General features: G+C 60.9%; 21 protein-coding genes and 1 pseudogene. 6 read left to right on the forward strand and 16 right to left on the reverse strand.

The window, feature by feature from the left end; translation table 11 throughout:
- Window positions 1-13: 13 nt before the first annotated feature.
- The 11 genes from BQ8794_RS24530 to BQ8794_RS24580 all read right to left on the reverse strand — a co-directional run bounded on the left by BQ8794_RS24530 (window position 14) and on the right by BQ8794_RS24580 (window position 13,427).
- The gene (locus BQ8794_RS24530; RefSeq protein WP_077381191.1) at window positions 14-856 is read right to left on the reverse strand and encodes a class I fructose-bisphosphate aldolase; all 843 of its coding nucleotides are present in this window, start codon (window positions 854-856) and stop codon (window positions 14-16) included.
- Window positions 829-2,565 (reverse strand): glycerol-3-phosphate dehydrogenase/oxidase, encoded by a 1,737-nt coding sequence (locus BQ8794_RS24535; protein ID WP_077381192.1) that lies wholly within the window; start codon window positions 2,563-2,565, stop codon window positions 829-831. Before BQ8794_RS24535 ends, BQ8794_RS24530 begins: the two co-directional genes overlap by 28 nt.
- 18 nt (window positions 2,566-2,583) lie before the next feature.
- Window positions 2,584-3,579, reverse strand: a complete 996-nt coding sequence (locus BQ8794_RS24540) for an aldo/keto reductase (protein WP_077381193.1) — start codon at window positions 3,577-3,579, stop codon at window positions 2,584-2,586.
- The gene (locus BQ8794_RS24545) at window positions 3,576-4,556 is read right to left on the reverse strand and encodes a sugar-binding transcriptional regulator (RefSeq protein ID WP_077381194.1); all 981 of its coding nucleotides are present in this window, start codon (window positions 4,554-4,556) and stop codon (window positions 3,576-3,578) included. The genes BQ8794_RS24540 and BQ8794_RS24545 overlap by 4 nt, the downstream gene beginning before the upstream one ends.
- A gap of 28 nt (window positions 4,557-4,584) precedes the next feature.
- Window positions 4,585-5,574: an ABC transporter permease gene (locus BQ8794_RS24550; protein WP_077381195.1), complete on the reverse strand. Its 990-nt coding sequence runs from the start codon at window positions 5,572-5,574 to the stop codon at window positions 4,585-4,587.
- 19 nt (window positions 5,575-5,593) lie between these two features.
- Complete coding sequence (locus tag BQ8794_RS24555) at window positions 5,594-7,135, reverse strand: sugar ABC transporter ATP-binding protein (protein ID WP_077381196.1); 1,542 nt, start codon at window positions 7,133-7,135, stop codon at window positions 5,594-5,596.
- A gap of 107 nt (window positions 7,136-7,242) precedes the next feature.
- Entirely contained in the window at window positions 7,243-8,274 is a 1,032-nt protein-coding gene (locus tag BQ8794_RS24560; protein WP_077381197.1) for a substrate-binding domain-containing protein, read from the reverse strand.
- A 456-nt stretch (window positions 8,275-8,730) separates the two neighbouring features.
- Entirely contained in the window at window positions 8,731-9,825 is a 1,095-nt protein-coding gene (locus BQ8794_RS24565; protein WP_077381198.1) for a LacI family DNA-binding transcriptional regulator, read from the reverse strand.
- A 111-nt stretch (window positions 9,826-9,936) separates the two neighbouring features.
- On the reverse strand, window positions 9,937-11,466 hold the full coding sequence (locus BQ8794_RS37090) for an amino acid ABC transporter permease/ATP-binding protein (RefSeq protein WP_077381667.1): 1,530 nt from the start codon (window positions 11,464-11,466) through the stop codon (window positions 9,937-9,939).
- 76 nt (window positions 11,467-11,542) lie between these two features.
- Window positions 11,543-12,379 carry an ABC transporter substrate-binding protein gene (locus BQ8794_RS24575; protein WP_077381199.1) on the reverse strand — a complete coding sequence of 279 codons (837 nt, stop codon included), beginning with the start codon at window positions 12,377-12,379 and terminating at the stop codon, window positions 11,543-11,545.
- Window positions 12,380-12,560: 181 nt separating this feature from the next.
- The gene (locus BQ8794_RS24580) at window positions 12,561-13,427 is read right to left on the reverse strand and encodes a PfkB family carbohydrate kinase (RefSeq protein WP_077381200.1); all 867 of its coding nucleotides are present in this window, start codon (window positions 13,425-13,427) and stop codon (window positions 12,561-12,563) included.
- A 101-nt stretch (window positions 13,428-13,528) separates the two neighbouring features.
- Here BQ8794_RS24580 and BQ8794_RS24585 point away from each other — a divergent pair, with 101 nt between their 5' ends.
- From BQ8794_RS24585 to BQ8794_RS24595, 3 genes are all read left to right on the forward strand, one after another.
- Window positions 13,529-14,530, forward strand: coding sequence for an SIS domain-containing protein (locus BQ8794_RS24585; RefSeq protein ID WP_077381668.1), 1,002 nt, complete (start codon window positions 13,529-13,531; stop codon window positions 14,528-14,530).
- Window positions 14,531-14,592: 62 nt separating this feature from the next.
- Window positions 14,593-15,720, forward strand: coding sequence for an NAD(P)/FAD-dependent oxidoreductase (locus BQ8794_RS24590; protein WP_077381201.1), 1,128 nt, complete (start codon window positions 14,593-14,595; stop codon window positions 15,718-15,720).
- Window positions 15,721-15,886: 166 nt separating this feature from the next.
- Window positions 15,887-16,474, forward strand: a complete 588-nt coding sequence (locus BQ8794_RS24595) for an ABC transporter ATP-binding protein (RefSeq protein ID WP_342188745.1) — start codon at window positions 15,887-15,889, stop codon at window positions 16,472-16,474.
- 192 nt (window positions 16,475-16,666) lie between these two features.
- Here BQ8794_RS24595 and BQ8794_RS24600 read toward each other — a convergent pair whose 3' ends face one another.
- Entirely contained in the window at window positions 16,667-16,933 is a 267-nt protein-coding gene (locus BQ8794_RS24600; protein WP_077381202.1) for a hypothetical protein, read from the reverse strand.
- A gap of 701 nt (window positions 16,934-17,634) precedes the next feature.
- Entirely contained in the window at window positions 17,635-19,017 is a 1,383-nt protein-coding gene (locus BQ8794_RS24605) for an FAD-binding oxidoreductase (protein WP_077381203.1), read from the reverse strand.
- A 473-nt stretch (window positions 19,018-19,490) separates the two neighbouring features.
- Between BQ8794_RS24605 and BQ8794_RS24610 the strand changes: the two genes are divergently transcribed.
- Both BQ8794_RS24610 and BQ8794_RS24615 read left to right on the forward strand, forming a co-directional pair.
- Window positions 19,491-23,162, forward strand: a complete 3,672-nt coding sequence (locus BQ8794_RS24610) for a PAS-domain containing protein (protein WP_167378826.1) — start codon at window positions 19,491-19,493, stop codon at window positions 23,160-23,162.
- 69 nt (window positions 23,163-23,231) lie between these two features.
- A complete protein-coding gene (locus BQ8794_RS24615) occupies window positions 23,232-23,942 on the forward strand; it encodes a response regulator (RefSeq protein ID WP_077381205.1) in 711 nt (236 codons plus the stop codon).
- 112 nt (window positions 23,943-24,054) lie between these two features.
- Here BQ8794_RS24615 and BQ8794_RS37450 read toward each other — a convergent pair whose 3' ends face one another.
- On the reverse strand, window positions 24,055-24,345 hold the full coding sequence (locus BQ8794_RS37450; RefSeq protein ID WP_077381206.1) for a DUF1127 domain-containing protein: 291 nt from the start codon (window positions 24,343-24,345) through the stop codon (window positions 24,055-24,057).
- A gap of 631 nt (window positions 24,346-24,976) precedes the next feature.
- On the reverse strand, window positions 24,977-25,657 hold the full coding sequence (locus BQ8794_RS24625; RefSeq protein WP_143744672.1) for an HAD family acid phosphatase: 681 nt from the start codon (window positions 25,655-25,657) through the stop codon (window positions 24,977-24,979).
- 360 nt (window positions 25,658-26,017) lie between these two features.
- Between BQ8794_RS24625 and BQ8794_RS24630 the strand changes: the two genes are divergently transcribed.
- Window positions 26,018-26,449 carry a thymidylate synthase family protein gene (locus BQ8794_RS24630; RefSeq protein WP_077381208.1) on the forward strand — a complete coding sequence of 144 codons (432 nt, stop codon included), beginning with the start codon at window positions 26,018-26,020 and terminating at the stop codon, window positions 26,447-26,449.
- 70 nt (window positions 26,450-26,519) lie between these two features.
- Here BQ8794_RS24630 and BQ8794_RS36105 read toward each other — a convergent pair.
- A pseudogene (locus tag BQ8794_RS36105) lies at window positions 26,520-26,908 on the reverse strand (hypothetical protein); the annotation flags it as partial.

Raw genomic sequence — 26,908 nt, forward strand, 5'->3', positions numbered from 1 at the left:
AAAGCTGCAAAGATTATTCTTGCTGGTAGAGCTCCCAGGCCGCCGCACCATCGGCATTCTCATGGATGATCGCCATCAGTCCCCTCACGACGGCGCGAGGGTTGGAATGCTGGTATATGTTGCGGCCATAGACCATGCCTGCCGCGCCTTGTGCCATCAGCGCCGCCGACTTGTCGAAGACGGCGCGCAAATCCTCCCTGCCCCCACCGCGCACAAGGACAGGACAGCGTGCCGCCGCCACGACCCGGTGGAAGTCGTTCGGATCGGTGGTCGGATCCGCCTTGATGATGTCGGCGCCCATCTCGCTGGCCAGCCGGGTCAGGGTGACGATCTTTTCGGGGTCGCCGTCGACCATGTAGCCTCCGCGCTCCGAATTGGGCAGCATTGCCAGCGGCTCGATCATCAGCGGCAAGCCATATCTTTCACAGTCGGCGCGAACCCGGGCAATGTTGTGGACGCATTGCCGAAACAGGTCCGGCTCGTCGGGCAGCATGAATAGATTGACGACCACGCAGGCCGCGTCCATCTCAAGCGCGCCGATCAGCGGCTCGGCTTCGTTCTGCAGGATGGCCCACATCGAGCGGTGGCGGGTTTTGTTATAGGGATTGCCCATGTCTATGCGCATGACCAATGCCGGCTTGTCCTTGCCAGGCAGGGACTGCAGCAGATCGGCCTGGCCATAATTCATCTGAATGGCGTCCGGTCCCGCGGCGACCAGCTGGGCGACGACGCCGGCCATATCCTCGAGCCCTTCCAGGAACGACGGCTCGTTGCATACGCCATGGTCGATTGCGACGTCGAGACAGCGCGCCCCGCCGAACAGCCGGTTCATGCGGACTTTCTTGTTGATGCGCATTCGGCCCTCCTTCCTTGGTCTTTTTGCGATAGCTGGTCGAGATCGACGCCGTGCTGGCGCTGCAGCAGGGCGAGGAAATCGGTGCGCTCGAACGCCTTGCGCGCAGCGTCCCAGCTCTTTTCGACAGCGAGAATATCGAGAACCGCATCGAGAAGGCCGCAAGAGAGAGCGCCGGTGATGGCGATTGTGGTGCGGCGAAGCAGCAGGTCCTCCAGCTGTTCGACATATTCATTAGCGATGAGATACCGAATTTCCCGGGCCGAGTAGTCGCTGCCAGGCAAGAGCTCGTCCTGTCCCGTTGCCAAATAGGCGGCGACGGCATCCGCCACGGTGCCGTAGCGCTCGAAGAGGCTGCGCATGCGGTCAAGCGACAGGCCATGCGCCGCCGCGCGTTCTGCGCACCATTTTTCGGGAGCAGTGGGAAAATGCCGGCCGCCGCCGATCGGCATGTTTTCGGTGCCGACGATGCGCTGTCGGCACAATCGCTCGAGCACGATATCCGCTGCCAGTTCGCCGAACGACCGGAAGGTTGTCCATTTCCCGCCGATCATGCACAGCGTCGGCGCCACAATACCGGCGCCCTCGATGAGCTCGCAGAAATGATCGCGGGGAATGCGCCCGGTAAAACTGTCCTGGCTTATCGGTAGCGGCCTCACCCCGGTGAACTGAAAGACGATGTCGGAATCAGCGATCTCGATCCCGGGAAACACGAAGGACACGGACTGCCGGATGTATTGCCGCTCGTCGTCCTCGCAGCGCGCCTGGTCGGGATCGTCGACACGGATATCCGTCGAGCCGACCAGCACATTGCCGAGATAGGGGAACAGAATGCAGATCCGGCCGTCCTCGTTCTCGTAATAGATCATGTGGCCGTCGAGCGCGTCGTGAAGCTCGCGATTATCGACGATCAGATGCGAACCTTTGGTGCCGCCCATGAGCTTCGGCGCAACGGCTCCGATAGCCGAATTGGTCAGGTCGATCCAGCCGCCTGTGGCGTTGACTACGAGTCGCGGCTTCACGGCGAGCGTTTCGCCAGACAGTCCGTCGTTAAGCGCAAGGCCCGCGTCACCGAGCGATACGCGTGCATAGTTGAGCGCTCGAGCCGATGGCTTTTCGTTCATCGTGTCGCGCAGCATCTCGGTACCCAGCCGCTCGGGATGGCTGACCCAGGCGTCATAGTATGTCGCCGAATTGCGGATAGCAGGATTGATTGCGGGCCAGACCTTGAGTGTTTCAGCGCGGCTCCTGAACTTGTGCGTCGGGACGATACGCCGTGCGGCGGTGAAGAAATCATACATCGCCAGGCCGGTCTTGATGACCAATGCGCCGCGCCGACCCGGACGACGGCTTAGCCCAAGGAAGCGGAATGCGCCATTTGCTATGCCTGAGAACAGGTCGAAGATAGGCACTGTGGTTGGCAGTGGCGCAACGTAATGCGGCGCGTTCTTCAATAGCCGATCGCGTTCGAGCAGAGATTCGCGGACCAGTTTGAACTCGCCGTTTTCAAGATAGCGCAAGCCGCCATGAACCATGCGCGAGAGGGCTGCGCTGGCGCCGCCACAATAATCGCCCTTTTCGGCGAGCAGCACATCGATGCCCTGCAAAGCGAGTTCGCGAAACACGCTGATGCCGTTGATGCCGCCGCCTATGACGAGGACGTCAATATCGGGGTTCTCGCGCAAGCCGGCGATCGTCTGGATGCGATTCATTTCAGGACGCGCTTTCGATCACGCATCTATCGCTACGAGATGCCCGGCCACCGCCGCATCAATGGCCCCCAGTTCCGCGGCGCTCAGTAAAATCTCCCCTGCCCTGGCGTTGTCGAGCGCCTGCGTCGCGTTTCGCGCTCCACACAATGCGAAGGTGATGCCGGGCTGCGCCAGCGTCCAGGCGATGACGATCTGCGCCATGGTTGCCTGGTGGATCTCAGCGACCGGGGTCAGGGCATGTTTCAACGCGGCTACCTTGCGTCGGTTACCCTGAGAGAAGCGCGGATTGTCTTTGCGCTGGTCGTCGCCGCTGAACTCACGCGCCGGATCGATGGCGCCTGAGAGCAGACCGAGTGCAAGCGACGAGTAACTGAGCGCAGCAACTTGATGCTGGCGCGCGATCGGCAGCAATGTCTGCTCGATCTCGCGATCCAGCATCGAATATCTTTCCTGGATCGCGTCGAGCTGGCCAGCGGCGACATACTGCTGCAGCTCGGCAGCATTGAGATTGCTGGCGCCGATGGCGCGGATCTTGCCAGCGGATTTGAGGCGTTCGAGCGCTTCCATTGTTTCGGCAATGGGTGTCGTCGGGTCCTGCCAGTGGGTGATGTAGAGATCGATATAGTCGGTGCCGAGCCGCCGCAGGCTCTGTTCCACTTCATAAGCGATGCCGTCGGCGCCCAGATATCGGTTCACCGGCGTTCCATCCTGATCGAAGAAGTGGTTGCCCTTTTTCGAATGCCAGTTCAGGCCACATTTGCTGGCGATGACCGCGCGGTCTCGTCGGCCCTTGATCGCCTTGCCGACGATCTCTTCGCTGCGGCCGAGACCGTAAGCCGGCGCGGTGTCGATCAGCGAGACGCCGGCATCTATGGACGCGTGGATGGCAGCGATCGATTCTGCTTCATCCGTGCCACCCCACATCCAGCCGCCGATGGCCCAGGTGCCGAGTCCCACCGCCGAAGCGACAACGCCGGACTTGCCGATTGAGCGGGTGATTTGTCGAGAATTCATGCTGCATTTCCTTCGGCAAGCTCGAGGATCTTCAAGCCGGTGGTTTCGTCGGTGACGAGAGTATCGAGGTGAGAGCCGCGCATGGCACTGAGGATCGGGACCACCTTGCTGGCGCCGCTGGCGACCCCGATCGACTGCGGAATGGTCGCGAATTCCTCGAGCGTCAGCGAGACCAGTGAGCGGTTGAGGCTGTAGTCCGCGAGCTTGCCGTCGCCGTCTATGAGATGGGCGAGCAGCTCGCCCGCCGCCCCCGAGCGCTCGATGGCCAGCCGGTCGGCGCTCGAGGACGGGTGCAGATCGTAGTAGCTCGAATCGTCAGCCAGGATGGAGCCGATGCCGACGACCGCAAGCGTTGCTTCGCGCGCCTTGTTGAAGACATCCGAAACCGCCCGGACGCCCATCAGCATGTCACGTTGGGCCGGGCTGTCGGCAAACAGCGGCGCGTGAATCTGATAAGCGCGGCCGCCGAGCTTGTCGGCCATCAGCGACGCGACATGATTGACGTCGGTGTAATGCTTGCCCTGGACCAGGCCGGTCGCCGGAATAACCTCGACGTCGTAGCTGCGGCTCGGCTTGAGGCCGGCGACGACGGCACTCACCCCCTTGCCCCCGGTAATGGAAATCGTGTCGCCGTCCTTGATCGTCTCGAGCACCAGCCTGGCTGCGGCCTCACCGACACGCTGAAGCGCAGTCTGCGGATTGTCCGATACGGAGGGGACGACGACGGCCCTTTGGAGTCCGCCTATCGCGACAAGTCGCGCCTCGATGTCGACCAGTTGCTCGACCGGCGACTTGATCTTGATCTCGACAAGCCCGAGTTGATGACCGCGTTTGATGAGGCGGTTGACGGTTGCATGCGAGATGCCGAGCTCCTTGGCGATTTCCGCCTGCGTCTTGGCTTCCATGTAATGAAGCACTAGCGCCTGATACATCTGGCGGACGATCGTGACGTCATCCCGCGAATTGGGTGGTGACATGATGGATGCTCAACTCTTGCGCTGCTGCTCAGGATTTCCTGCGGTGCAGGAAGTGGTCGATCGATACCGCCGCGAGCAGGATGCATCCCTTGATCATGTCCTGCCAATAGACGGAAACGTCGAGCAGGATCAGCGAACTTGTGACGACCGAGAGCAGCGCCATGCCCAGTATGGCGCCGAAGATGGTGCCGGAGCCGCCATTGAGCGATGCTCCGCCAATCACCGCCGCGGCGATGATGTTGAGTTCCATGCCAGCGCCGAAGGTCGGGGTCGCAGCGCCAAAGCGTGACATATAGATGACGCCGGCAAAGCCCGCGAGGGTGGAGCAGAGAACCGTGACCCAGAATTTGACCTGCTTGGTCTTGATGCCCGAAAATTGGGCCGCCTTCTCGTTGCTGCCTGTATAGAAGACCTTGCGGAAGGCCGTGGCACGCCGAAGCAGAAAATCGAAGATGGCCACGACCACCACAAAGATGACGATGACATAAGGCACATTGCCGAAGCTGCCCTGGCCGATCGCCTTGAACCCGGGCGGCAGGGTGAACAGCGACAGCGGGGTTCCCTTGGTGATGACAAGGCAGAGACCGCGCACGATCACCATCGCCGCCAAGGATGTGATGAAGTGATTGAGCCCGATAACGGTCACGAAAAAGCCCATCGCCGCGCCGACCAGGGCGCTGGCGCCTATGCCGATGAGGCTCGCGGTCCACGGGTCCAGACCCATCAGGAAGAGAGCGCCTGACACGACCATGGAGAAGCAGACCACCGACCCGACGGAAAGGTCGATGCCGCCGACAATGAGGAGTATCGTCATGCCGACCACGACGATCCCTTCAATGGAGAAGCTCATCAGCATGGCGCGGAAATTTCCCCAGGTCAGGAAATGCGGCGAAGCGAATGTCATGGCGATGCACAGCGCCAGCATGATTGCGATCAGCCCCGCCTCGCGCATCGACCCAAGACGCAGCCAGCTGCGCCCGCCAAGCCCCGGGGCGCTCGCCTTGATCTCAGCCTCCATGAGGGTTCCTCCGGTCTGTCTAAGCGACATTCTGAACCTGCCTTGCGTTTGATCGTTGCTGCCGTAGACCCGAAGCCAGCAGCATGATCGCTTCTTCGGTCAATTCGTCCGCTCCCAGTTCGCCGACGATGGCGCCTTCGCGTATGACAAGCACCCGGTCGCTGAGCCCGATCAATTCCGGAAGCTCGGATGAAATCACGATGACGCCGACGCCCCGCTCGGCGAGATCGCGAAGCAGGCGATGAATTTCCACTTTGGCGCCGACATCGACCCCGCGTGTGGGCTCGTCCAGAATGACCACCTTGGGGCCGACCGAAAGAAGCCTGGCGATGGCGACTTTCTGCTGATTGCCACCGCTAAGCGTCGACACCTGTGTCTCGATGCCGCCCATGCGCACACCGTGGCGCACGACCAGGTCGGTGGCTTGCTTTGCCTCGGCCCGGCGATCGAGCAGCCCAAGCGGCGTGGTCAGCTTCCGAAGGTCGAGCGCGGAGATATTGGATGCAACCGACAGGTCGAGGAACAGGCCCGACGCCTTGCGGTCCTCCGAGAGGTAGACCAGGCCTGCGCGCACCGCATCGCTGTAGGTCCTGATGCTGACCGGCTCGCCATTGAGTTCGACCGATCCCGACACTTTCGGGCGCAAGCCGCAAACGGTCTGGACCATCTCGCTGCGACCGGCGCCAATCAACCCGCCAATACCAAGAATTTCGCCTGCTCGAAGCGTGAAACCAACGCCGGCGGAACCCTGTCGATAGGAGAGATTTTCGACCGACAGCACAGGGCGGTCGGTACGCCGTTCAGGCGAGAGCTTTTGCGGATAGAGCTGCGTGATTTCGCGCCCGACCATCTTGCGCACGACATCATTGGGAGTGACCGAAGCGATAGAATCGGTCGCCACATATCTGCCGTCACGAAACACCGTGACGCGGTCGCACAGGCTGAAGATCTCGGCCATGCGATGGCTGATGTAGATGATCGAAATTCCGCGCGCCTTGAGATCGCGGACGATTGCGAAAAGGCGCCGCGCCTCGGTCTCGGTCAGCGCGGCCGTCGGCTCGTCGAGCATCAGCACCCGGCATTCGAGCGTCAGCGCCTTGGCGATTTCCACAAGTTGCTGGTTGGAAATAGAAAGGTCGGCGACCGGCGTCTCGACCGGGATCGGCGCCAGCAGGTCCATTATCTTCTGTGCATCGGCGTAGAGCCGGCGAAAATTCATCAGCGGCGCGCGCCGATTGTTGACGGCCGCCATGAGGATATTCTCGGCGACCGTGGCATCCTGGCAGAGCGCGATTTCCTGATGGACGAGGCCTATGCCAAGCCGCTGCGCGGCGGATGGCGATGTGATGGTGACGTTCTTGCCTTCGAGACGAATGGCGCCTTCGTCGGGTTTCACAATGCCGGCGATGATATTCATCAGCGTGGACTTGCCCGCGCCGTTCTCGCCGCACAGCGCGTGAATTTCGCCGCGCTGCAGCGTGAAATCGACCCCGGTCAGCGCTTTGATGGCGCCGAAGGATTTCGAGATGTCGCGGATTTCAAGAATGGCGGCGGCAGTCACTCCGTCCCCCTGCAGCGTTGATGTTGTCGACAATGGCCCAGTTGACGGGGCGCGAGCGCCCCGTCTGGTTCGAGCATTTCTCCGAAGAGCCCCAAAGGCGGTGGAGCTTATTCCTCGATGCCCTTGGTGCCGCGCCGCGTCAGGTAGGCATCCCAATAGAAATCATCGGCATTTTCCGCGGTGACGATGGAAAAGCCGTTGTCGACGAAGGGCACGCTCATGGCGTTGAATCCCGACCGCCGGGCGTCGTTCATCGGGTCGATCAGTTCGGGATGCTTGGCCAGCCACAGCAGCATGAACCCCATGTAGCCCTGCATGCCCTGGTTCGGGTTGACTGAGCCGAAGATTTCGCCGGCCTTGATCATGTCGAGGATCTTGGCGTTGACGTCGGCCAGCATAACCCGGATCTTGCCGCCGCCTTCCTTCGCGGCCTGCGCGGCGCCGATTGCCGAGTTGGCTTCCGGCATGAACACCGCGCCCAGTTCGGGATGCGCCTGGGCAAGGCTGAGCACGGCCTGATAGGCCTTCGTTGCATCCTGGTTCGACGCCGCGCGGCCGACGAGTTTCATATCCGGCCATTTGGCTTCCATGCGGGCGATGAAGGCGGCAATGCGCTTGTCGTGATTGTCCTGTCCGGGGTTTTCGAGAACCGCGTACTCGCCCTTGCCGTCCATCGCCTTGGCGACTGCATCGGCAGCATAAGTGCCTTCGGCGACGTTGTCGGAGGTGATGTAGGACACTCGTTTGGAGTTGGGCGAGTCTGCGGCGAATGTGACGACTGCCGTTCCTTGGTCAATGGCCCGATTGATTGGCTCGATGAAGGGATCGGAGTTCATCGGATGGACCAGGATGCCAGCCGGCTTCTGAGCCAGCGCCTGGTCGAACGTCGCTATCTGCTTGTTCACGTCGTATTCGGGCGTCCCGGTATATTCGGTCTCGCAGCCGAACTGCTGTCCAGCCTGCTTGAACATCTCGTAGACCGGGAACCAATATTCGACGCCGGAAACCATGACGTTCATGACGTATTTTTCACCCGGCTCGCATTTGAACGGGTTAGCGGCCTGGGCAGCGGCGTGGCCTGCCCCCAACACTGTGATGGCGGCTGCCGAAATGGCGAGCATGCTCAAAAATTTGCGCAAGAGTCCTCCCTCGGCCGAAGCCTGGTCAATTGGGCGGTCGGGCACTTACGTGCCGCCGCTTGTGGTTGATGAGGCCGAACCTCCTCCCGAGGCCCAGCAGTCGATCATTCGCAGGAGTTGGCTCGACTGTCAATAAAATTCACATACAGAAATATATTTCACACCTGCTTGGTGCGCCTGGCCGACCGAGACGACAAGCTTCGCCATCGCAGCAGCCGTCCTAGGTGCGGGTGAACGGTCCGGGTCGACTGGCTGGCAATGACGAGCCCCGATGGGGCGCCAGTGTTGGTGAAGAACAGCCGGGCAAGCTCAGGTCAGCGGTTTCAACTGACCTGCCGATGCTTTCCTCAATGACCTACGACCGTTTCAGGTCAACGCAGGCAGGGTTGGCAGGCAGGGGTTGAATGTCAGGGACGGGCCTGCTTCCCCTCTCAGGGGACTTCAGATCGTCCAGCCTTAGACATGCACGGCAATCGAATTGCGCTCCACCAGGCGGGCCGCCAGGACACGATGCTCGAAAGGTAAGGTGACCTCCGCCAGCCTCTTCAAGAGAAGCTCCGCCGCCGCCGCTCCGATCAAATGCGCTGGCTGCGCGATGGCTGTGATACCTTGGGCCACGAACTGCATCCAGTCGAGATCGTCGAAGCAAAGCAGCGAAACGTCTCCTGGAATCGCAAGCTTCAGTGCGGAAGTCGCCTCCAGAACGCCTGTCGACATCACACCATCGGCGGTGAATAGGGCGGACGGCGCATTGCGCATCGTCAGCAGATCGAGAGCCTCTTTGCGGGCCGCCTCGCTGGAATAGACCGCCACGCGGCGGATCAACTGCAGATCCGGCTCGATACCTGCGGCACGATGGGCTTCCAGATAACCCAACAGCCGTTGCCAGCTTGGATGGTGGTAGCGAACATCAGCGCTGGAGAGATCAGCGTTCGCCACAAACGAGCCGACATCATCGCGCTGGCCCGGACCCAGTTCGGCCAGAATGCCGATGCGGTTGTGTCCGGCCTCAATCATCGCAGCGATGCTGCTGCGCGTTACAGACACGTTGTCGACCACCACGGAATCGGTTTCCAGGCCCGCCACGATGCGGTCGAACTGCACCACTGGACAGCGGGCCGCGACTGCCTCACGAAGATGATCCGGCTCATCCACGAAGGTCGACGAGACGATCAAACCGTCGACCTGCTTTTCCAGCAGTAGTTGCACTGCTTCTCGCTCGAGTTCGGCATTTTCGTCACTATTCGTAACGATAACCCCGAAGCCGCCACGGCGCGCGACATCCCCTATTCCACGCAAGACGCTCGCGTAGAATGGGCTTTCGATATCGCCGACCACAACTCCGATAGTCTGCGTCTTACCGGTGATCAGACCTTTTGCCAGGCGATTGGGGCGATAGCCCAGCGCTGCTGCGGCGGCGCGCACTTTCTCCTGAACCTCGGGGCTGCTGTAGCCATAGTCGCCAAGTACACGCCCCGCCGTGGCGGAGCTGACCCCGGCCCGGCGAGCAACTTCTATGATGGTTGCGTTTTTCGACGATCTTTGAATCACTCAGCAAGCCCCTGCCGCCCATTCGTGCGTCGTAAAGACGAGCTAGTGGCAGTTAGGGCCACCCCGCAAGTCCGAACACCGCAGCACCCGCCGTTGCACACACTATTGCAATCACAGCACCTCAGACAGAAAGCGGCGAAGACGTGGGCTTTGCGGATTGTCGAAAAGGTCCTCTGGTCGCCCTGCCTCGACAATCCGCCCCTCGTCCATGAATACGACCTGGTTTGCAACCTTGCGAGCGAAGTTCATCTCGTGCGTAACGACCACCATCGTCATCCCGCCCCGTCCGAGGTCGGCCATCAAGTTCAGGACACCCTTCACCAATTCCGGATCGAGGGCACTGGTGACTTCGTCGAACAGCATAATTTCGGGTTCGAGGGCCAGGGCTCGCGCGATGGCCACCCGCTGCTGCTGTCCGCCCGAAAGATTTGCCGGCCGATGGTCTTTGCGCTCCAAGAGTCCGACTTCATGCAACCTCGCTAAGGCCGCGCGCTCAGCCTCCTGGCGCGACATGCCTTTTACCTTGCGTAGCGCCAGGGTGATGTTGGCGAGCGCACTGCGGTCGGGGAACAAGTTGAATTGCTGGAAAACCATGCCGACACGCCGCCGGAGCTGGTCAGGGGTCTGCTTGTAGGTGCTTTCGCCATCGAGCAGGATGTCTCCGGCTCGACACTCGACGAGGCGGTTGAGGCAACGCAGCAAGGTCGACTTGCCCGAGCCGGATGGCCCGATCAGGCAGGTGACCGACCCGGGCTCGACTTTCAGACTGACATCATGGAGCACCTGGACGGCACCGTAGGCCATGTCGATATTCTTGACCTCGATGCTGCCGCCCTTGAAGCGTGTGGGCGCGGCTGCGGGCGACTTCCCTGCGCCCGGCACGCCGGCTTCCGCAAGCTCGGCGACTTCCTTGAGGCCGCTCTGCACGCCGGTGATACGCTTGCCGACGCGCATGCGCGCGTCGATGTAGTTGACGAGGTGGGTTAGCGGCACCGTGATCACGAGGTAGAACACGCCGGCCAGCAAGAGCGGTGACAGGTTGCCGGTCAGCACGGCCTGATCTTGGCCGACGCGGAACAGTTCGCGTTCGGAGGCGAGCAGGCCAAGGAAATAGACCAGGCTGGAGTCCTTGACGTTGCCGATGAACTGGTTGACCAGTGCCGGCAGGACGCGGCGGATGCCTTGCGGGATCACCACCAGGCGCATGCCTTGGCCATACGTCATTCCGAGAGTGCGGGTGGCGTCGATCTGACCACGCTCGACGCTCTGAATGCCGGCCCGGAAAATTTCTCCGATGTAGGCGCCGGCAATAAGGCTGAGTGCCAGAATGCCCAGCGGATAAGGCGATGGACCGAACAGGTCCCGGCCCAACCGCGCGAAGCCTTGGCCAATGATCAGAATAGTGACAATGGCGGGAAGCCCACGGAAGATATCGGTGTAGACCCGCGCGAGGAGTTTCAGCGGCCGGTTTTCGGAAATCCCCATCACGGCGAGAACGATACCGATCAGCGTCCCGAAAAACGTCGAGGCGACGGCCAGGATCAGGGTGTTCTTGAGGCCGACCATCACCATGTTTGGCAGAACTTCTGCCATCGCTTGGAAATCAAGGAAGCTGCGGGCGAAGGTTTCGAACCAGCTCATCTCAAGTCCATCCATAACTCGGCCGGGCACCATTGCTCACGGGCCCGGCCGGAAAACACAGCGAAGTCGTTCGAATTTACTTCTTGGGCAGATATTGATCCGGCATGGGGGTGCCCGCGAACCATTTTTCGTGCAGCCGTTTCCAAGTGCCATCGTCCATGGCCTCGCGCAGTGCCTTGTTTAGCGCCTCACGGAAGGCATCGTTGCCTTTCTTGACCACGAACCCGGCAGGCGCATCGAAGGACGGCACGTTCATGGTTATCTTCAGGTTCTTGTAGCGTTCTACATACTGCTTGGCCGACTCATAGTCGGTGAAATGGCCGTCGATCGTCCCGTTGTTCAGCGCCGCCACCGCGGTGTTGTTGTCGGGGAACTTGACGATGTCGCCCTTCAGATTCTTCTCGGCATAGATTTCCTGCAGCGTCCCCTGGATCACGCCGATGCGCTTTCCGGCGGTGCTCTCATTGCTCGTCAGAGCCGGATCGGCCGAAATGATCGACAGATAGCCGGCGATATATCCGTCGCTAAAATCCACGGTCTTCTTGCGCTCCGCGGTCGTGCCAATGGCAGCGACAGCGACGTCGAAGCGGCCGTTGGCGACGGATGGCAGCAGCGCCGAGAATTCCTGGCCGGTGAAAACGACCTGCTCCTCCTTGAATCCGAGCCGGCGTGCCACGTCGCGGAAGAGTTCGGCGTCGAATCCCGTGAAATTGCCATTGGCGTCGGTGAAGACATAGGGTTTTGCATCGCCCATGGTTCCGACACTGATCGATGTTGGATCGATGAGGTTGTAAGGGTTGTCGGCCGCCTTTGCCTGCGTGGACCAGGCCAATGTGCCAAGTCCTGTCACCAACGCGACAGTCAGCGCCAGACCGCATTTCACCAGGTGGCGCCTGCTCGAATTTGTTTGCATGTCTTCTCCTCTTATGATCGGCCGAACCCGGCCTTGCGGTCCCACTCGACGTCCGATCCATCAAAAATGCTCTTAGGCGGCGTTTCGCTCTTAGGCGGCGTTTCGTTGAGTGGATGAGAACGTTATCACTTCTCCTAGCATTGTCCGTTCCTCGCGTCAATTGTTCCGGGGAATTTCGCAGCTAGACGGCTTTCACGGGTGGAGCGTGCCGGGCCCCGCGGAGGATCTCGGGCGTCATGTTCCCGATATCTATTGCTGACGCATGGCCGATCGCGCCGTAGTACTGGCAGGTTGCAGCCGCCGCCTCAGCGGCATGGCCGAGAATGTCCTGAGGCGCCTCTTCGTTAAGCAGGCCGAGTAGCGTTCGGGCGATGAAGGTGTCGCCCGCGCCCAAGGTGTCGACGGGTTCGACCAGCCGAGCCGGAGTGTGGTAGGAGACCGAGCCTCCGTGAAGCACCGCGCCGGCTCGACCGCGAGTCACCAAAACCAACTTTGAACCACACGCAAGCAGATCGGATACGATTGCAGCCAATTCCTTGTCGTCGAGACCATCCCCTGAGACGGAAGCCAGATAGCAATAAGGTCCGATCTTGCGCCGGTGTTCCCGTTCCCGCCGGGTAGAAAAATCGTAAGATAACAGGGTGTTGCCTGATACTGAGGCAACCCACGGGTCTAACCCGCTGGACTGGCCGATGTGGACGGCCTGAAAGCCTGAGAGAAAATCCAGATCTTCTTGCGTCGGCGTGAACATCGAAACGCCGAGGTCGAAATCCAGGAAAATCCGATCGGCCTTGTGGTGACCTATGAGGCAATAAGCGGTCGGCCCTTCGAGGCGCCGCAATCGGGTGATGTCAACGCGCTCCGACGCCAGTGCGGTGCAGATCAGGTCCCCTGCCCGGTCTTTTCCGATCGCTCCAACATAGGCCGACTGCCCGCCAAAGCGGCTCACATAGACCGCGACATTGAGGCAGTTTCCGCCAGGATACATCTCGCCGCGATCAAAATAGCAATCGACCACGTTATCGCCCATCGCGGCAATCTTGACCATTGCAGGACTTTCAGCTTAAAGGATGTGATAACGTTCGCACAATGACTGCTACCTGTCAATTGCGCGCCGACCCCAACCCTGTCAATGAGACGAGGAAGCTCATGATTTCCGCCCTGCCAGCCGACGTAGAACGCGCTCTGAACGCCACGGCGGGCAGGCAGTTTTCGCATCTCTTTCTCGTGGCGTGCGGCGGCTCGCTCTCGATAATGATGGCAGGCAAATACTTCCTCGACCGCCACAATGGGACATTCGCCTGCGACAGCTACAACGCAGATGAATTCGTCTGCCGAGATCCGCGGCGGTTGGGACCTGACACGCTCGTTGTCCTTTGCTCGCAGACAGGAACCACCAAGGAGACAGTGCGGGCGGCCAATCATGCCAGGGCGCGAGGCGCAACGACAATCGGCATGACGCTCGACCTAACATCGCCCCTCGCGCGGGCGGTCGATCACCCGATTGCCTACCAGGCTTCGTACACGACGGGCAAAGCAATCGATGCAGCCTACAGCAATTACGGCGTCCTCTATATGCTGCTCGCCGGTCTGATCGATGCTCGGGAGGAGGTCGGGCTAACCGACGACCTGCTGATCTCCCTGGGCCATCTTCAACCGGCCATCGAGCGCGCGCACCGGGCCTACGCAGACCGGTTCGAGGCGTTTGCCCCTCGCTTCGCACCTCGAGAGGCAATCTACACACTAGCCAGCGGTGCCAGCTACGGTGCGGCCTACTCCTACGCCATCTGCGTGCTCATGGAAATGCAGTGGTACGACTCGCAGGCATTACACGCGAACGAGTTCTTTCATGGCCCATTCGAAGTGGTGGACAGGGATGCTTGCTTCATTGTCTTGCTGGGTTTGGACGAGACGCGGAGCCTTTCCGAACGCGCCCGCGATTTCCTTATCAAGTACGGCAGCCGGGAAAACATTCTGGTGCTCGATGGAGCCGAACTCGACTTCAGCGGTATGTCCGAACACATCAAACCGTATCTCGTGCCTTTGGTCTTCTTCGACACTCTATGGCGTTTTGCCTACAAGCTGGCCGGTTTGCGCGATCGGCCGATGCTCGAGGGCCGGCGCTACATGAAGAAGCTGTCGGACTACTAGTCCCGCCGCGCGTGCGGCGATCTCACACTCCCAGCCCATCTTCCGCGTAGAAGGATTTCTCTATGACTGCATCCCCAAAGCCGCGTCATGTCGTCGTTGTCGGCGCAGGCATCTTTGGCACCTCGACCGCGCTGCACCTCGCCCGCCTTGGCCTTGATGTGACCATTATTAACGACGGCGCGCCGTCCAACGGCGCATCCGGCCGTTCACTTTCCTGGCTGAACTCAGCGCGACGCGCGGATACTGCCTATCACCGTTTGAGGCTTGCAGGCATCGACCGTTATCGGACCCTGGCCGCCACAAGGCCGGAAACCGCATCGTGGCTTCGCTTTGGCGGCGGCCTCACCTGGGATGCAGATGACGAGGCGAACCAGATCGCATCGATGTGGCAGTTGGAGCAGGATATTGGTTATGACTCGCTTCTGCTCGAGCCTGCCGAAGTTGGCGCAGTGACGCCCGGCATCGATGGCAGCGCGATCACCCCGCAGGGCGCCATCTTCAATCCTGGCGAAGGATGGGTTGACCTGCCCTCTTTGATCGATCTTCTGCTCAGTGAATTCCGCTCCCGCGGCGGCAAGCTTGTTCAGGACGCTGGACGCGTGCGGATAGTTGCCACAGGCGGTCGCGCACGTGGCGTCGTCACTGCTGGCGGTGCGCCGGTCGAGGCGGATGCAGTCGTCCTTGCCGTAGGGCCAGCGACGCCTTGCATGCTGGCGGAGATCGGAGTCGATGTCCCCGACGCCACGCCGATTTCACTTCTCTTGAAGACCAAACCGATCAAGACCGACCTCCGTGCCGTGCTGAATACGCCGCGCGTGGCGGTGCGCCCGACGCCGGATGGCGCACTTGTTTTGGATTCGGCATGGTCGGAGGAAGAAGTCGTGGTCAACTCGGACGACACCTACACCGTGCACGACAAAACGGTCAAAGGACTGCTCGACGAAGCTAGTGCCGTGCTCGACGGCAATCCGCGGCTCCAACTCGCTACCTACGCCGTTGGCCCGAAGCCTATCCCCGGCGATGGCGAGCCGGTGCTTGGCTCCGTCGAGACCGTCGCCGATCTTCACGTCGCCTTTAGCCACAGCGGCGCCACGCTTGGACTGATCGTCGGCGAATTGCTTGCCAAAGAAATCGCCTCCGGCAATCCGCACCCCATGCTTGCAACCTTTCGCGCCAACCGTTTCGGCTGAAGGGGGCAATCGCGGCCGAGATCGCACTGTCCAGATGAGCCCCGGTGGCATTGCCAGATGACCGCATTCGGGAGGTTGATCGCTGCACCTGACTAGGATAACATGACAATCGTAGTTTAGTTTTAGCCGCGGCCGCAGCAAGGCCAGGTCCTTCACGCGCGGCGCCATCAAACCTTTGAAACTCAGCACAGAGCGCCTGCCCGGCGTCTGTGTGACATGGCGTCCACAACGACATCGCGACATGACGCTGGCCCCGTTACGCGGCCAGATCGGTATCGTGCAGCAGGACGTGTTCCTGTTCGGCGGCACGATCCGCGAGAACATCGCCTATGGCCGGCTGGACGCGGTCGAGAGCGAAATCGTCGAGGCCGCGCGCCGCGCGCGCCTCGACGATCTCATCGCCTCGCTGCCGGAAGGCCTCGATACGATCATCGGCGAGCGCGGCGTCAAACTGTCGGGCGGGCAAAAGCAGCGCCTGGCAATCGCGCGTATGTTCCTGAAGAACCCGACCATCCTCATCCTGGACGAGGCTACGTCGGCGCTCGACACGCAGACCGAGCGGGAGATCCAGCAGTCGCTGGCAGAACTTGCGCAGGGCCGAACGACACTGGTGATCGCGCACCGGCTGGCGACGATCCGCAATGCCGATCGCATCGTGGTGGTCGCCGATACAGGCATCGTCGAACAAGGTCCGCATGATGAACTGGTGGCGCGCGGCGGTGCTTACTCACGACTGGGCGCGGCTTCAGATTAAAATGATGATGCAGCTCTCAAAGCTTGGGCCGAGGAGAGTTCTCCTGAAACGCACCCGATCGGGCTGCGCAACCAAACCCGCTCCAGCCCACGGTGCGAGATCGAAAAGGATCTGGGGCGTGAGGTGGTTCCAAGCGGCGGGCGAGCCCGCCGCTTGGAAGTCGAATCTCGACCGTGTGGCCGAACGCTGTTGTCAGCGCCCCCAGTTCCCCCGGCCATAACCAGGCGCGGGGATATCGAAGATCGAATTTCCTGCCGAGGTCGGTGCGCTGTCGGTCGTGTTGACACTCGCTGTGCCGCTCGGGTCGACCGCGTAGCCGTTGTCGGACACCATCGAATGGTGACCGGTCTTCGGATAGAAGGAGCCATGGCTGTAGTCGGAGCCATAGTGGTCGCTGCCGGCAAAAGCCATGCCGGAGGCAAACAGCAAGGTGGCAGTGGGAAGAACGATCTTAAGCATTTCAATTCTCCATTTTGAGGGTTAGCGTTTGGCCTCAACGCGCCGTGCCCCGCACCGCATCGATGAGGCCGTCTTTTCATGCCCTTTGGGCAAACCGACCAACCGCTAATCCTCCTGGATGTGCGGCGGCAGGTTGTTCAGCGCAGGGTCTCTCGTTCGTGCGCTGTTCGGTGGGCTGCTCAATGGCAGCCGAGATCATCACCAATCGGCAGCGTCAGCCCGGCCTGTACGAATGGCGGCTGTTCCCGATCAGCCGTCGCGTAGCGGGGTTGACGTCTGCCCCTTGTCGATCATGGCGTTGTATGAGCCGGCGAGCCCCTTCATGGGCCGGATGGTTTTGGTCAACGAGGCTCGCGCGGAGCCGGTCGGGGAAATCGTATGAAGTAACTGGCCTATGCATTTTGAATCTCAGGTTTCGGAGCAAAACGTGTCGACCCGCGCCAAGACTAGATGTTTGGCCTTTGGCTCTGGATATTTTCGTTTCGCCCGTTGAATCTTCCGCGTCTTCGGTTCTTATTGTCATACACCGCTTTCGTTTCAGGCGTTTTTCTGTAGTGCGGTGGGAGTATTTCGTTTGTTTCAGCGGCACGCGCGACGGGCGGGCCGCATTTTGTGGATGGTTGTGGTCCGGGTCGATTGCTCCAGATCCACAGGCCTGTCCGCCTCGGCGCGACCCAAGGACGGACAGGCTCAGCCTCGGCTTACGGCCGGATGTTGTGGTTGACGCGGAAGAGGTTCGCCGGATCGTATTTGCGCTTGGCCGCGACGAGCCGCTCATAGTTGGCGCCGTAGGCGGCGCGTACACGCGCCTCACCTTCATCATCCATCATGAAGTTGATATAGGCGCCACCATGCGGGTTGTGCTTGTGCACCGCGGCCCAATACTCGCTTGCCCAGCGCCTCAGCTCCGGCGCCTTCGTCGGGTCGGGGTCGATGCCGGCGATAACCATGGACCAACGCGCTCGCCGCGCTCCCCAAGCGGTAGCGTCCGGAGCCACTTCCTGGGCCGCTCCGTCGATGGGGTAGAGATGCATCAGCGACAGCTCGCTCGGGGTCTTCGAGCCGTGCTCGGCATGGGCTGCGATGGCCGCATCGGACAGTTCGTCGACATAGTCGCCCTTCCAGTACCACTGCAAGCCCTTCGGCAGCAGCGGATCAAACAGCGCCTGCAGATCGACGAAGGGCATCTGCATCATACCGTCCATCAGAGGCCCGGGAAGTGCGTCGCGCACGGGCTGCATCGCCCGGATGCCGTCCTCCTCCGCGCCGTTGTAGCAACTGATCAGCGCGCAGACGCGCCTTCCCCAGATTTCGCGCGGGAAAGGGTCGGAGGAGGGCACCGTCTTGATGCCGAAGAACATCCCGAGCTCTCGCGGCGCTCCGGGCAGGAAGCTGCGGTACCAGCGCATGATCTCTGCGGCATGCTCGATGTCGAAGAAGATCGGCCCGGCATAGACATCCTTCGCCGGATGCGCCTGAAATGTGAAACGCGTCACGACGCCGAAGTTGCCGCCGCCGCCGCGCAGCGCCCAGAACAGCTCCGGGTGTTCGTCCTCACTTGCCGTCACGACGCTGCCGTCGGCCAGCACGACCTCGGCCGCAAGCAGATTGTCGATGGTGAGGCCGTGTTTGCGCGTCAGATGGCCGGTGCCGCCGCCCAGCGTCAGTCCGGCGATGCCTGTGGTCGAGACAAGGCCCGCCGGCACCGCCAGCCCATGAGCGCTGGTGGCGCGGTCGACATCGCCTTGGGTGCAGCCGGCCTCGACGCGGACCATGCTGGTCCTGGGATCGATATCGACCCGTTTCATCGGCGACATGTCGATGACCATTCCGCCGTCGCAACTGCCGAAGCCTGGACCGGCGTGGCCGCCGCCGCGAATGGCAAGAAGCAAATGCTTCTCTCGGGCATGATTGACTGCCGCGACGACGTCGGCGGCCTCGGCGCAGGGGACGATCCAGCGCGGCCGCTTGTCGATCATAGCGTTGTAGAGCCCGCGAGCCTCTTCATAGGCCGGATGGTTTTGGTCAATAAGGCTCGCGAGGAGCCGGTCGGGGAAATCGTGCGAAGTAACTGGCTTATCCATATTGAACCCTCAGGTTTCAGAGCAAGACGCGTCGACACTCGCCAAGACTAGATTGTTCATCCTGGGCGCTGGACATTTGCGCTTCGCCGGTTGAATCTGCCGCATCTGCGGCTCTTCTTGTCCTACACCGCCTTCGTTTCAGGCGTTTTTCTGTGGTGCGGTGGGAGTGTTTCGTTTGTTTCAGCGCGCCCCACGGGGATGACAGGCGAAATTTTGTGACTGGTTATGGTCCGGGTCGTTTGCTCGAGCCGTGATATCGGCCGTGCAACCCAGGCCATTGGTGTTTCGGCCGTTTTTCCGAAGGATTGGATAGAGCTTCGTTTTCACGTCAGCGCTGGCGATGACTCCCACGCGCCGAAACAGTTGAAACAAATCACGCATCGCCCGAATGTGTGCTGAAACAAAGAGGGGCTATTATCCACCCTCGCGGGATCACGCGAACAAAGGGAACGACCATGCGGCCTGATAATCCGGTGCCATCAACACACACAGGCTATGCCCTTTTTGACGCCAACAACGTTCTCGTCGACAGCAATCCGGAGATATTTGGAAGCCGGCGGCACGACCGCGGCCAGATGGCGCCGACGGACGCCATTGCCGCCGTCGCCGAAGCCCTCTCACGTCTAAAGAGTTTCGACGGCCGCCCCATCGAGTCGGGCAACGCATTCGTTGAAAGCGCCGCGGCGCGATGGACGCAAATCGACAACGCTCCAGTTGAAGCCGAGACATTGGATGGCCGGTGGAAATTGCTCACCGCACATCCTCGGCTTGATGGCGGCATGGCCCTGGTAAGCGTCGACATTACCGAGATGAAGCGAGCGCAGATCGCGCACCAGGAGAACGCGGAGATATTCCGCTGCATCACCGACAGTCACCCGCTGCCGGTTTGGGTGGTGGACGCGGGAAGCGGGCAGATCCTCTACGAAAGCCTCGATGCCTCAAAACTGCTTGGTCGAAAATGGACGCCGAACGAGCCGCAATTGCTGACGGATCATTTCGTGAATTCTGGCGATTTCGATGAAATCAGTTCTCTCGCCAGCAACAGCGAGATCGTCCGGGATCACGAAATCCAACTCAGAAACACAAGCGGATCGGCCGTCTGGTGCTCGACCAACTGCCGTCGCGGCGTCTACGGCGGACACCCCTCGCTCATCATCGGGGTATTGGACATCACGGAACGCAAGCAGCGCGAGGATCTGTTCGGTTTCCTGATCAAGCATCACCCGTTGCCGGTATGGATGAACGACGCAAGTTCGGGGGAACTCATCTACCAGAGCAATGCTGCCGAACGGCTGCTTGGATGGAGCAAAAAGGCGCAACGTGAGACGGTGCGGCTCGGCGACTACTTTGTCGACCCCGAGAAACACCGGGAAATCAATCGGGAGCTCATGCAAAAGGGCGCCGTCGAAAATTGCGAGGTGCTCCTTAAAAGACCCGACGGCCAGGAGTTCTGGGCCACGGGCAATCTCAGGATCGTCGAGTTCCAGGGCCGGCGAGTGGTTCTCGCCGGTATCGCCGACGTGACCAAGCAGAAGAAGCGTGACGGCGAAGTCGCCGCGGCGCGGGAGATGCTCGCAGACGCCGTTGAATCACTCTCCGAAGGATTCGCGCTGTACGACGAAGATCACCGCCTGGTCATGTGCAACAGCCTTTACCGCGAGCTGAACCACCCGGTGCGGCATCTCGTTGAACCGGGTGTGGAATGGGACGAACTCCTTCGCGAATCCGCCAAGCGCGGCGTGTTCCGCAATGCGGTTGGGCGCGAGGACGAGTGGCTCGACGAGCGGATCCAAAGCCGGATTGAGTTCCATTCCCATTTCGAGGTCCCCCTCTCCGACGGCAGATGGCACTCGGTATCGATACATCCCACCGATCTTGGCGGCTTCGTCGTTACGCGTGCCGACATCAGCGAGCGCAAGAAGGCCGAGGCATTCGAGCGCGACGCCACGACACTGCTGCAAAAGGTGCTCGATGCCTGCCCTTCGCCGATACGCATGACCACGTTCGAGGGAGAAACGCTCTACCGCAATCCTGCTACCAGGGATCTCTACGCCGACCGTCCTCGGATAACCGACCATTATGTCGATCCAGACTATAGCGCAATGTTGGAGCGCACCCTGATCGAAAGGGGCAGGATCGATGATTTTCGGGTCCAGCAGTACGACACCGAGAACAAGGCCTTCTGGGCTTCGATTTCCGCTCGCCTGATCGATTTCCAGGGAAGGCAGGTGATCGTGTCGAACACGACTGATATCACCGACATGATCACCGCCCAGCAAGAAACGCGCAAGGCTAACGAGCGGCTGATCGACGCGATCGAATCTCTGGCCGAAGGGTTTGCCCTCTACGACAGGAACGATTGCCTGGTGCTGGCCAACAGCAGGTACCGCCAGATGCACGCGATAAGCGCGGATGTGCTCGTTCCCGGGGTGAACTGGTTCGATTTCCTCCGCGTGACCGCAGAGCGCAACCAGTTTCCGGTTCCACGCGACAAGATCGACGACTGGCTTGCCGAGAGGGCAAGGGACCGCCGCGAATTCCGGCAACAGGAATTCCGTCATACGGACGGGCGTTGGTTTTTCGTCTCGAACTGTCCGACCCGCGAAGGCGGGTTCGTGGTCACCCGTGTCGACATTACAGAGCGCAAGCGGGCCGAGGAGGCCGCCAAGGAAGCGGATGAACTGGTCCGTAAAGTCCTGGAAGCCTGCCCCGTCAACATCCAGATGACCCGCGCGCATGACGGGAAGCTGCTTTACCGCAGCCCCGCCACCGTTGATCTGCTCGGCGACGTCACCAGCGCCGTCGAGTATTATGTCGATCCTTCAGAGCGGAGGCGATACGTCGAGCGGCTGCTCGCGACGGGGCTGGTCGACGATTTCGAAACCCAGCTCAAACGCAAGGACGGTGGAACCTGCTGGTGCTCGATTTCGTCTCGACTGATCGATTTCCATGGTGAGAAGGTGATCGTTTCCCACGCCTACGATCTCACCGACCGTATCGAAATGCAGCAGGAATTGGAGCGGCAGCGCGAGACGCTGCATCAGAACGAAAAAATGTCGGCGCTCGGTGGATTGCTGGCAGGGGTGGCGCATGAGCTCAACAATCCGCTCTCGGTGGTGCTTGGCCTGGCATCGCTGTTGAAGGAGACCGCTACCGACGCCAAGGTCGTGGAACGCGCCGACAAGATAAGCAAGGCAGCCGAACGCTGCGCCAGGATCGTCAAGACATTCCTGGCTATGGCCAGACAGCAGCCGACGCGAACCTCAAACGTTGCCATCGATGATATTATTTCCGAAGCGGTCGAAGTGGCGAGCTATTCGATTCGATCGTCGGACATCGGGCTTTCAGTTCATCTTGAACCTGGTCTTCCCCCGATCTGGGCGGATCCCGATCAGCTTGGCCAGGTGCTGATCAACTTGCTTGTCAATGCAGAACAGGCGTTGCACGGCTGGGAAGGACGACGGACAATCACGGTTTCAACGCGGCTTCATCCCGCAACCGGCAACATAGTCGTCAGCGTTGCCGACACGGGTCCGGGAATTCCCAAAGAGATACTTCCCCGCATTTTCGAACCGTTCTTCACGACCAAGGAGATTGGGGCAGGGACTGGGATCGGGCTATCCTTCTGTCATCGGATCGTTCAATCCCATGGAGGAACCATCGAGGTTGAGTCCCCCGAGGGGGGTGGCTCGACCTTCATACTTTCGCTGCCTGCTTCGGACCGTCTGGACGAAGGAACCGAAACGGCCGAAGACGAGCTCCCGAATTCAGCCGGCATTGCCTGTCTGGTGGTGGACGACGAAGAGGAAGTGGGTGAGCTGGTTGCTGAGGTGCTCAGGCGAGATGGTTTCAACGTCACCGTTGCCAGATCCGGCGAAGAAGCGCTGCTGCACCTCAAGAACCGTACTTTCGCGCTGATCCTGAGCGATCTGAAAATGCCTGATATGGACGGACGGGGATTGTTCAACCAGATTGCCAAGCTCCATCCGGCCGAACTCGACAGGTTAGCCTTCCTGACGGGGGACACGATCAGTCCGGACGCGCAGATGTTCCTGCGCGCCGCGAAACGGCCCTATCTTGAGAAACCGATCAAACCGAACGAGCTCCGTTCGTTTGTCTCAAATCTGGTCAACAACAATGCTTGACAGACCCGTTGATTTGCACGTCACTTTAGAGACAACTTATCCATTAGGCTGGTTGCTCGGTGGTCGATTTTGACGACGCACGCACACATAGTGGTCTGCGATGACGAACCGGATATCCGCGACACGGTGGCGGAGTATTTGGAGCACCATGGCTATGCCGTGACGCCGGCCAATGCGGGGCCTGCCCTGCGTGAAGTTGTTAATAGCCAACACGTCGATGTGGTCATATTGGATATCCGAATGCCAGGTGAGGATGGCCTCTCTCTGGCGCGATATCTGCGAGAGCACTCAGACGTTGCCATCATCATGCTGACCGGATCGGCGGAAATCGTCGACCGCGTTGTCGGATTGGAGATTGGCGCCGACGACTATGTCGCGAAGCCTGTGGACCTGCGGGAGTTGCTGGCGCGGGTCAAGGCGGTGCTGCGCAGAACAGCGGCGAGCGAACGAACTGCGGAGAAAGCGAGTACTCCGGGCCCTCATCAGGTCCAGTTCGGCAAGTGCCGCTTCGACCCGGACGCACACAAATTATACAACACCGAGGGGGTCGAAATAGCGATCACCCCGATGGAGTTCCGGCTTCTGAAAGTATTCAGCGAACATCGCGGACGCGTACTCAACCGCGATCAACTGCTCGAACTCGCCCATGACCGCGGGTGGGATCCGTTCGATCGCAGCATCGACATTCGCGTTTCGCGGCTGCGGAAGAAAATCGAGGTCGATCCCTCGAAGCCCGAGGTGATCAGGACGATCCGCGGCATGGGTTACCTCTACTCCTGAGCGCGCTGCCGCCTTGGCCTGGCAATGCGGATCGCCCGTCTCATGGGCATTGGCGGCGGAGGCCGCCAGACGGGGCATTGGCGGCGGAGGCCGCCAGAAGGCGGCCATGGTTTCAGCCCGCCTTGTCTTCTTGGCCGCGCTGCAAGCCGCGGACCACCAAGCCAATCTCGGACCGGCTGATCCCGATGTCCTTCAGGAGGGCATCGTCCATTGCCGCAAGGGTCCGTTCCGCCATGCGGTGAATCCGGTAACTCCGGAATGAGTGGTAAGCTGCTCGCATTCTCGACATCGCAATACTCCATTGATTGGCGCCGCGGGATGCAGCGGTGCCATTGGATTTAAACCATCGCTGTTTCAGGCGTTTTTCCGCGCCGAACTCGAAGTGTTTCGTTTGTTTCAGCACCGGGAGCGCTTCCCGCGCGGTGTGAATTCCGAGCTGCCGGAGTCACGCGGGAACCCGCCTTCTTTCTTGGGGCTGGATGGTGAAACCGGCGTCCGCGATCAGCCACGCTGGCTCGCGCGTCAGATGGCAGCACCGGGAGCCAGCCCCTCTGTCCGACAAGATGCCTTTGCAGCGTGCTCGGGATCTGAGTCTCACACCGAGCTTCAGGACGCGGCGGAACTCAGCCAGCGCGCCCTTCGGGTGGGATGCTACAAGGCGAGTGGATGACGACTACGGTCTCGGCCATAGCGTCACCCAGAACGTCTAAGGCAGGTTGAAGGTGGAGGAGGCATCGCCGGCACCCTGCCCTTTGAAGTCGATGATTTGCCTTTCCAGGCGATCCGCCGAAACTTCTGCTACGGCAAAATTCTGCGAATTAGCTCCGTGCTGTTCAGGCCCGGAACGGGCCCAGAGATAATGCAGCCCGCCTACCGATCCAATCGCAGATTATCTGCTGCCTTCCGAAACGGCACAATGCGCCAATTCTGGATCTTCCCCAGTGATGCTGCGAAGGTTAGCGTGCATTTCGTTGGGCAGCGCAGATGGTTGCACGGCAAGGAGCCTAGCGTCCCGGCTTGCGCAGTGCAGGCCGTCAGCGAACCCTGTAGAACGGATTCGGCAGCAGGAACAGCTTCTCGGCGTGTCCCCCAAACAGGTCGGATGGCTGGTCACCGACATTGGCAATGATCGTGTAGCCGGCCTTTTCGATTTCGGCTCTTACGGGTGCCTTGAAATCTGCGGCGGAACCATATTTGGCTCCCGGCTGGACCATATAAAGTTGCTCATAGCCGGCATAGCCCGCCGATTGCAGATTCTGTTCGGTCGCATGACGCTGGTCCTCCGGACGTCCGGTGATGAAGAACACTGCGACTTTCGCCGTTCGCGCTTGCCGGAAAACCTCCAGGACAGGCTCGATGGCCGGATCCTTCGCGAGTTGGTCCCAGGCGGCCCAGCCACAGGGACCGTCGATTGCGATGTCGCAGGCGCCGCCGATCGGGCGGCCGAAATTGTCACGCGTGATCACTTCCCAGTTGGCCAAAGCCGTCTCGTCGATGTCGAGCACCAGTGCGGGGCGAGGCACCTCAGTTGCGCGCTTGACGACCCAATCGCCTGCCTGCTTCGCTACTGCGGCAAGGTCGCGATCATAGTCGCCGGAATCATGATAATTGGCGGCCGCCAGCATCGCGTCGCCGACATTAGCTGGCTGGGACGGGCTTGTGAGAAGGAGCGGGCCATCGGCACGCGCGGGCACAGGCACATTTGTGCCAATCATCAGCACGATTGTTCCGATGGCCGCACCACGCGCAATTCTATTCCAACTAATCGTCTGCATCACGAGACCTTGCGGTCGCGACAAGTCCTCTGTCAAGCGAGCAGCAAGGCACAGGTCCTCGAAACTGCGGCGCTGAATTCGAGGGTTGCGAAACAATCGACGCACGTCCTGAATGCGCCAATTCCATGGTCCGGCCGACGACGACACTCAAAACCACCTCCTCAACGAGGCGGTGGACCAGCCAACCGCAGCGGAGTAAGGGAGCGGTGTTCGAGGCCGTTTTGGGTTACGAAAGCAGGTGGCGCCGCATGACGTGCAAACGTTGCGAATGCGATCAGGCCGGCTATCGGTGGAGTACTCGTGAAAAAGACTGTCGTTAGAGTTGTCTGTGCCATCGGCCAAGCGGGGCAGCTCGGCCTCAAAGGAGGCCTTCCCTGGGAAGGCAACCGGTCGCCGGAGTTCGTCGCCGACGTCGCACGATTTTTCGACCTCACCAGAGGACACGTCTTGCTCGCCGGTCCCAAGACGATCGCGAGCGTTCCGGATTTTGCTCGCGCGGATCGGAAACTTGTCGTCGTTCGCTCCAGCATGGATCCCGAGGACACGCTCCAGCGCTTTGCCGGCCGCGTCGTCTTCATCGGCGGCGGTCCACCGGTGTGGAACGCCTACGCGCGCTTCGTCAGCCACTGGGATATCACGCGGCTGCCCTATGACGGGCCGGCGGACCGCTGGTTCGACGCAAGATGGCTTACGCCGGGTGGCGAGGTTGCGACCCCAGCAATCACCGCCTGAAATGAAGGCTCGGCTTACAGCGGGCACCGCGGTGGAACGATCGCGGTGCCCGTAGTCTGTACCCGTACACCTAGCAGTTCGCCCCAGTCTGCGGATCGCACGCCTTATTTTCCTGCTTCTGTGGTTCGGGCTCGGCCGCCTGTTCCGGCTCGGCCTGTTGCTGCTCGGCGGCGGGCTGCTCCTTGGCCTTCGGCTTCTCAGGCTTGGCCGCCTGTTCGGGCTCGGCCTGCTCCTGCTCGGCGGCGGGCTGCTCCTTGGCCTTCGGCTTCTCAGGCTTGGCCGCCTGTTCCGGCTCGGCCTGGTCCTGCTCGGCGGCGGGCTGCTCCTTGGCCTTCCGCTTCTCGGGCTTGGCCGCCTGTTCCGGCTCGCCCTGCTCCTGCTCGGCAGCGGGCTGCTCCTTGGCCTTCGGCTTCTCAGGCTTGGCCGCCTGTTCGGGCTCGGCCTGCTGCTGCGCGGCGG

Origin of the sequence: Mesorhizobium prunaredense, assembly GCF_900156895.1 — a bacterium.
GTDB lineage: Bacteria > Pseudomonadota > Alphaproteobacteria > Rhizobiales > Rhizobiaceae > Mesorhizobium > Mesorhizobium prunaredense.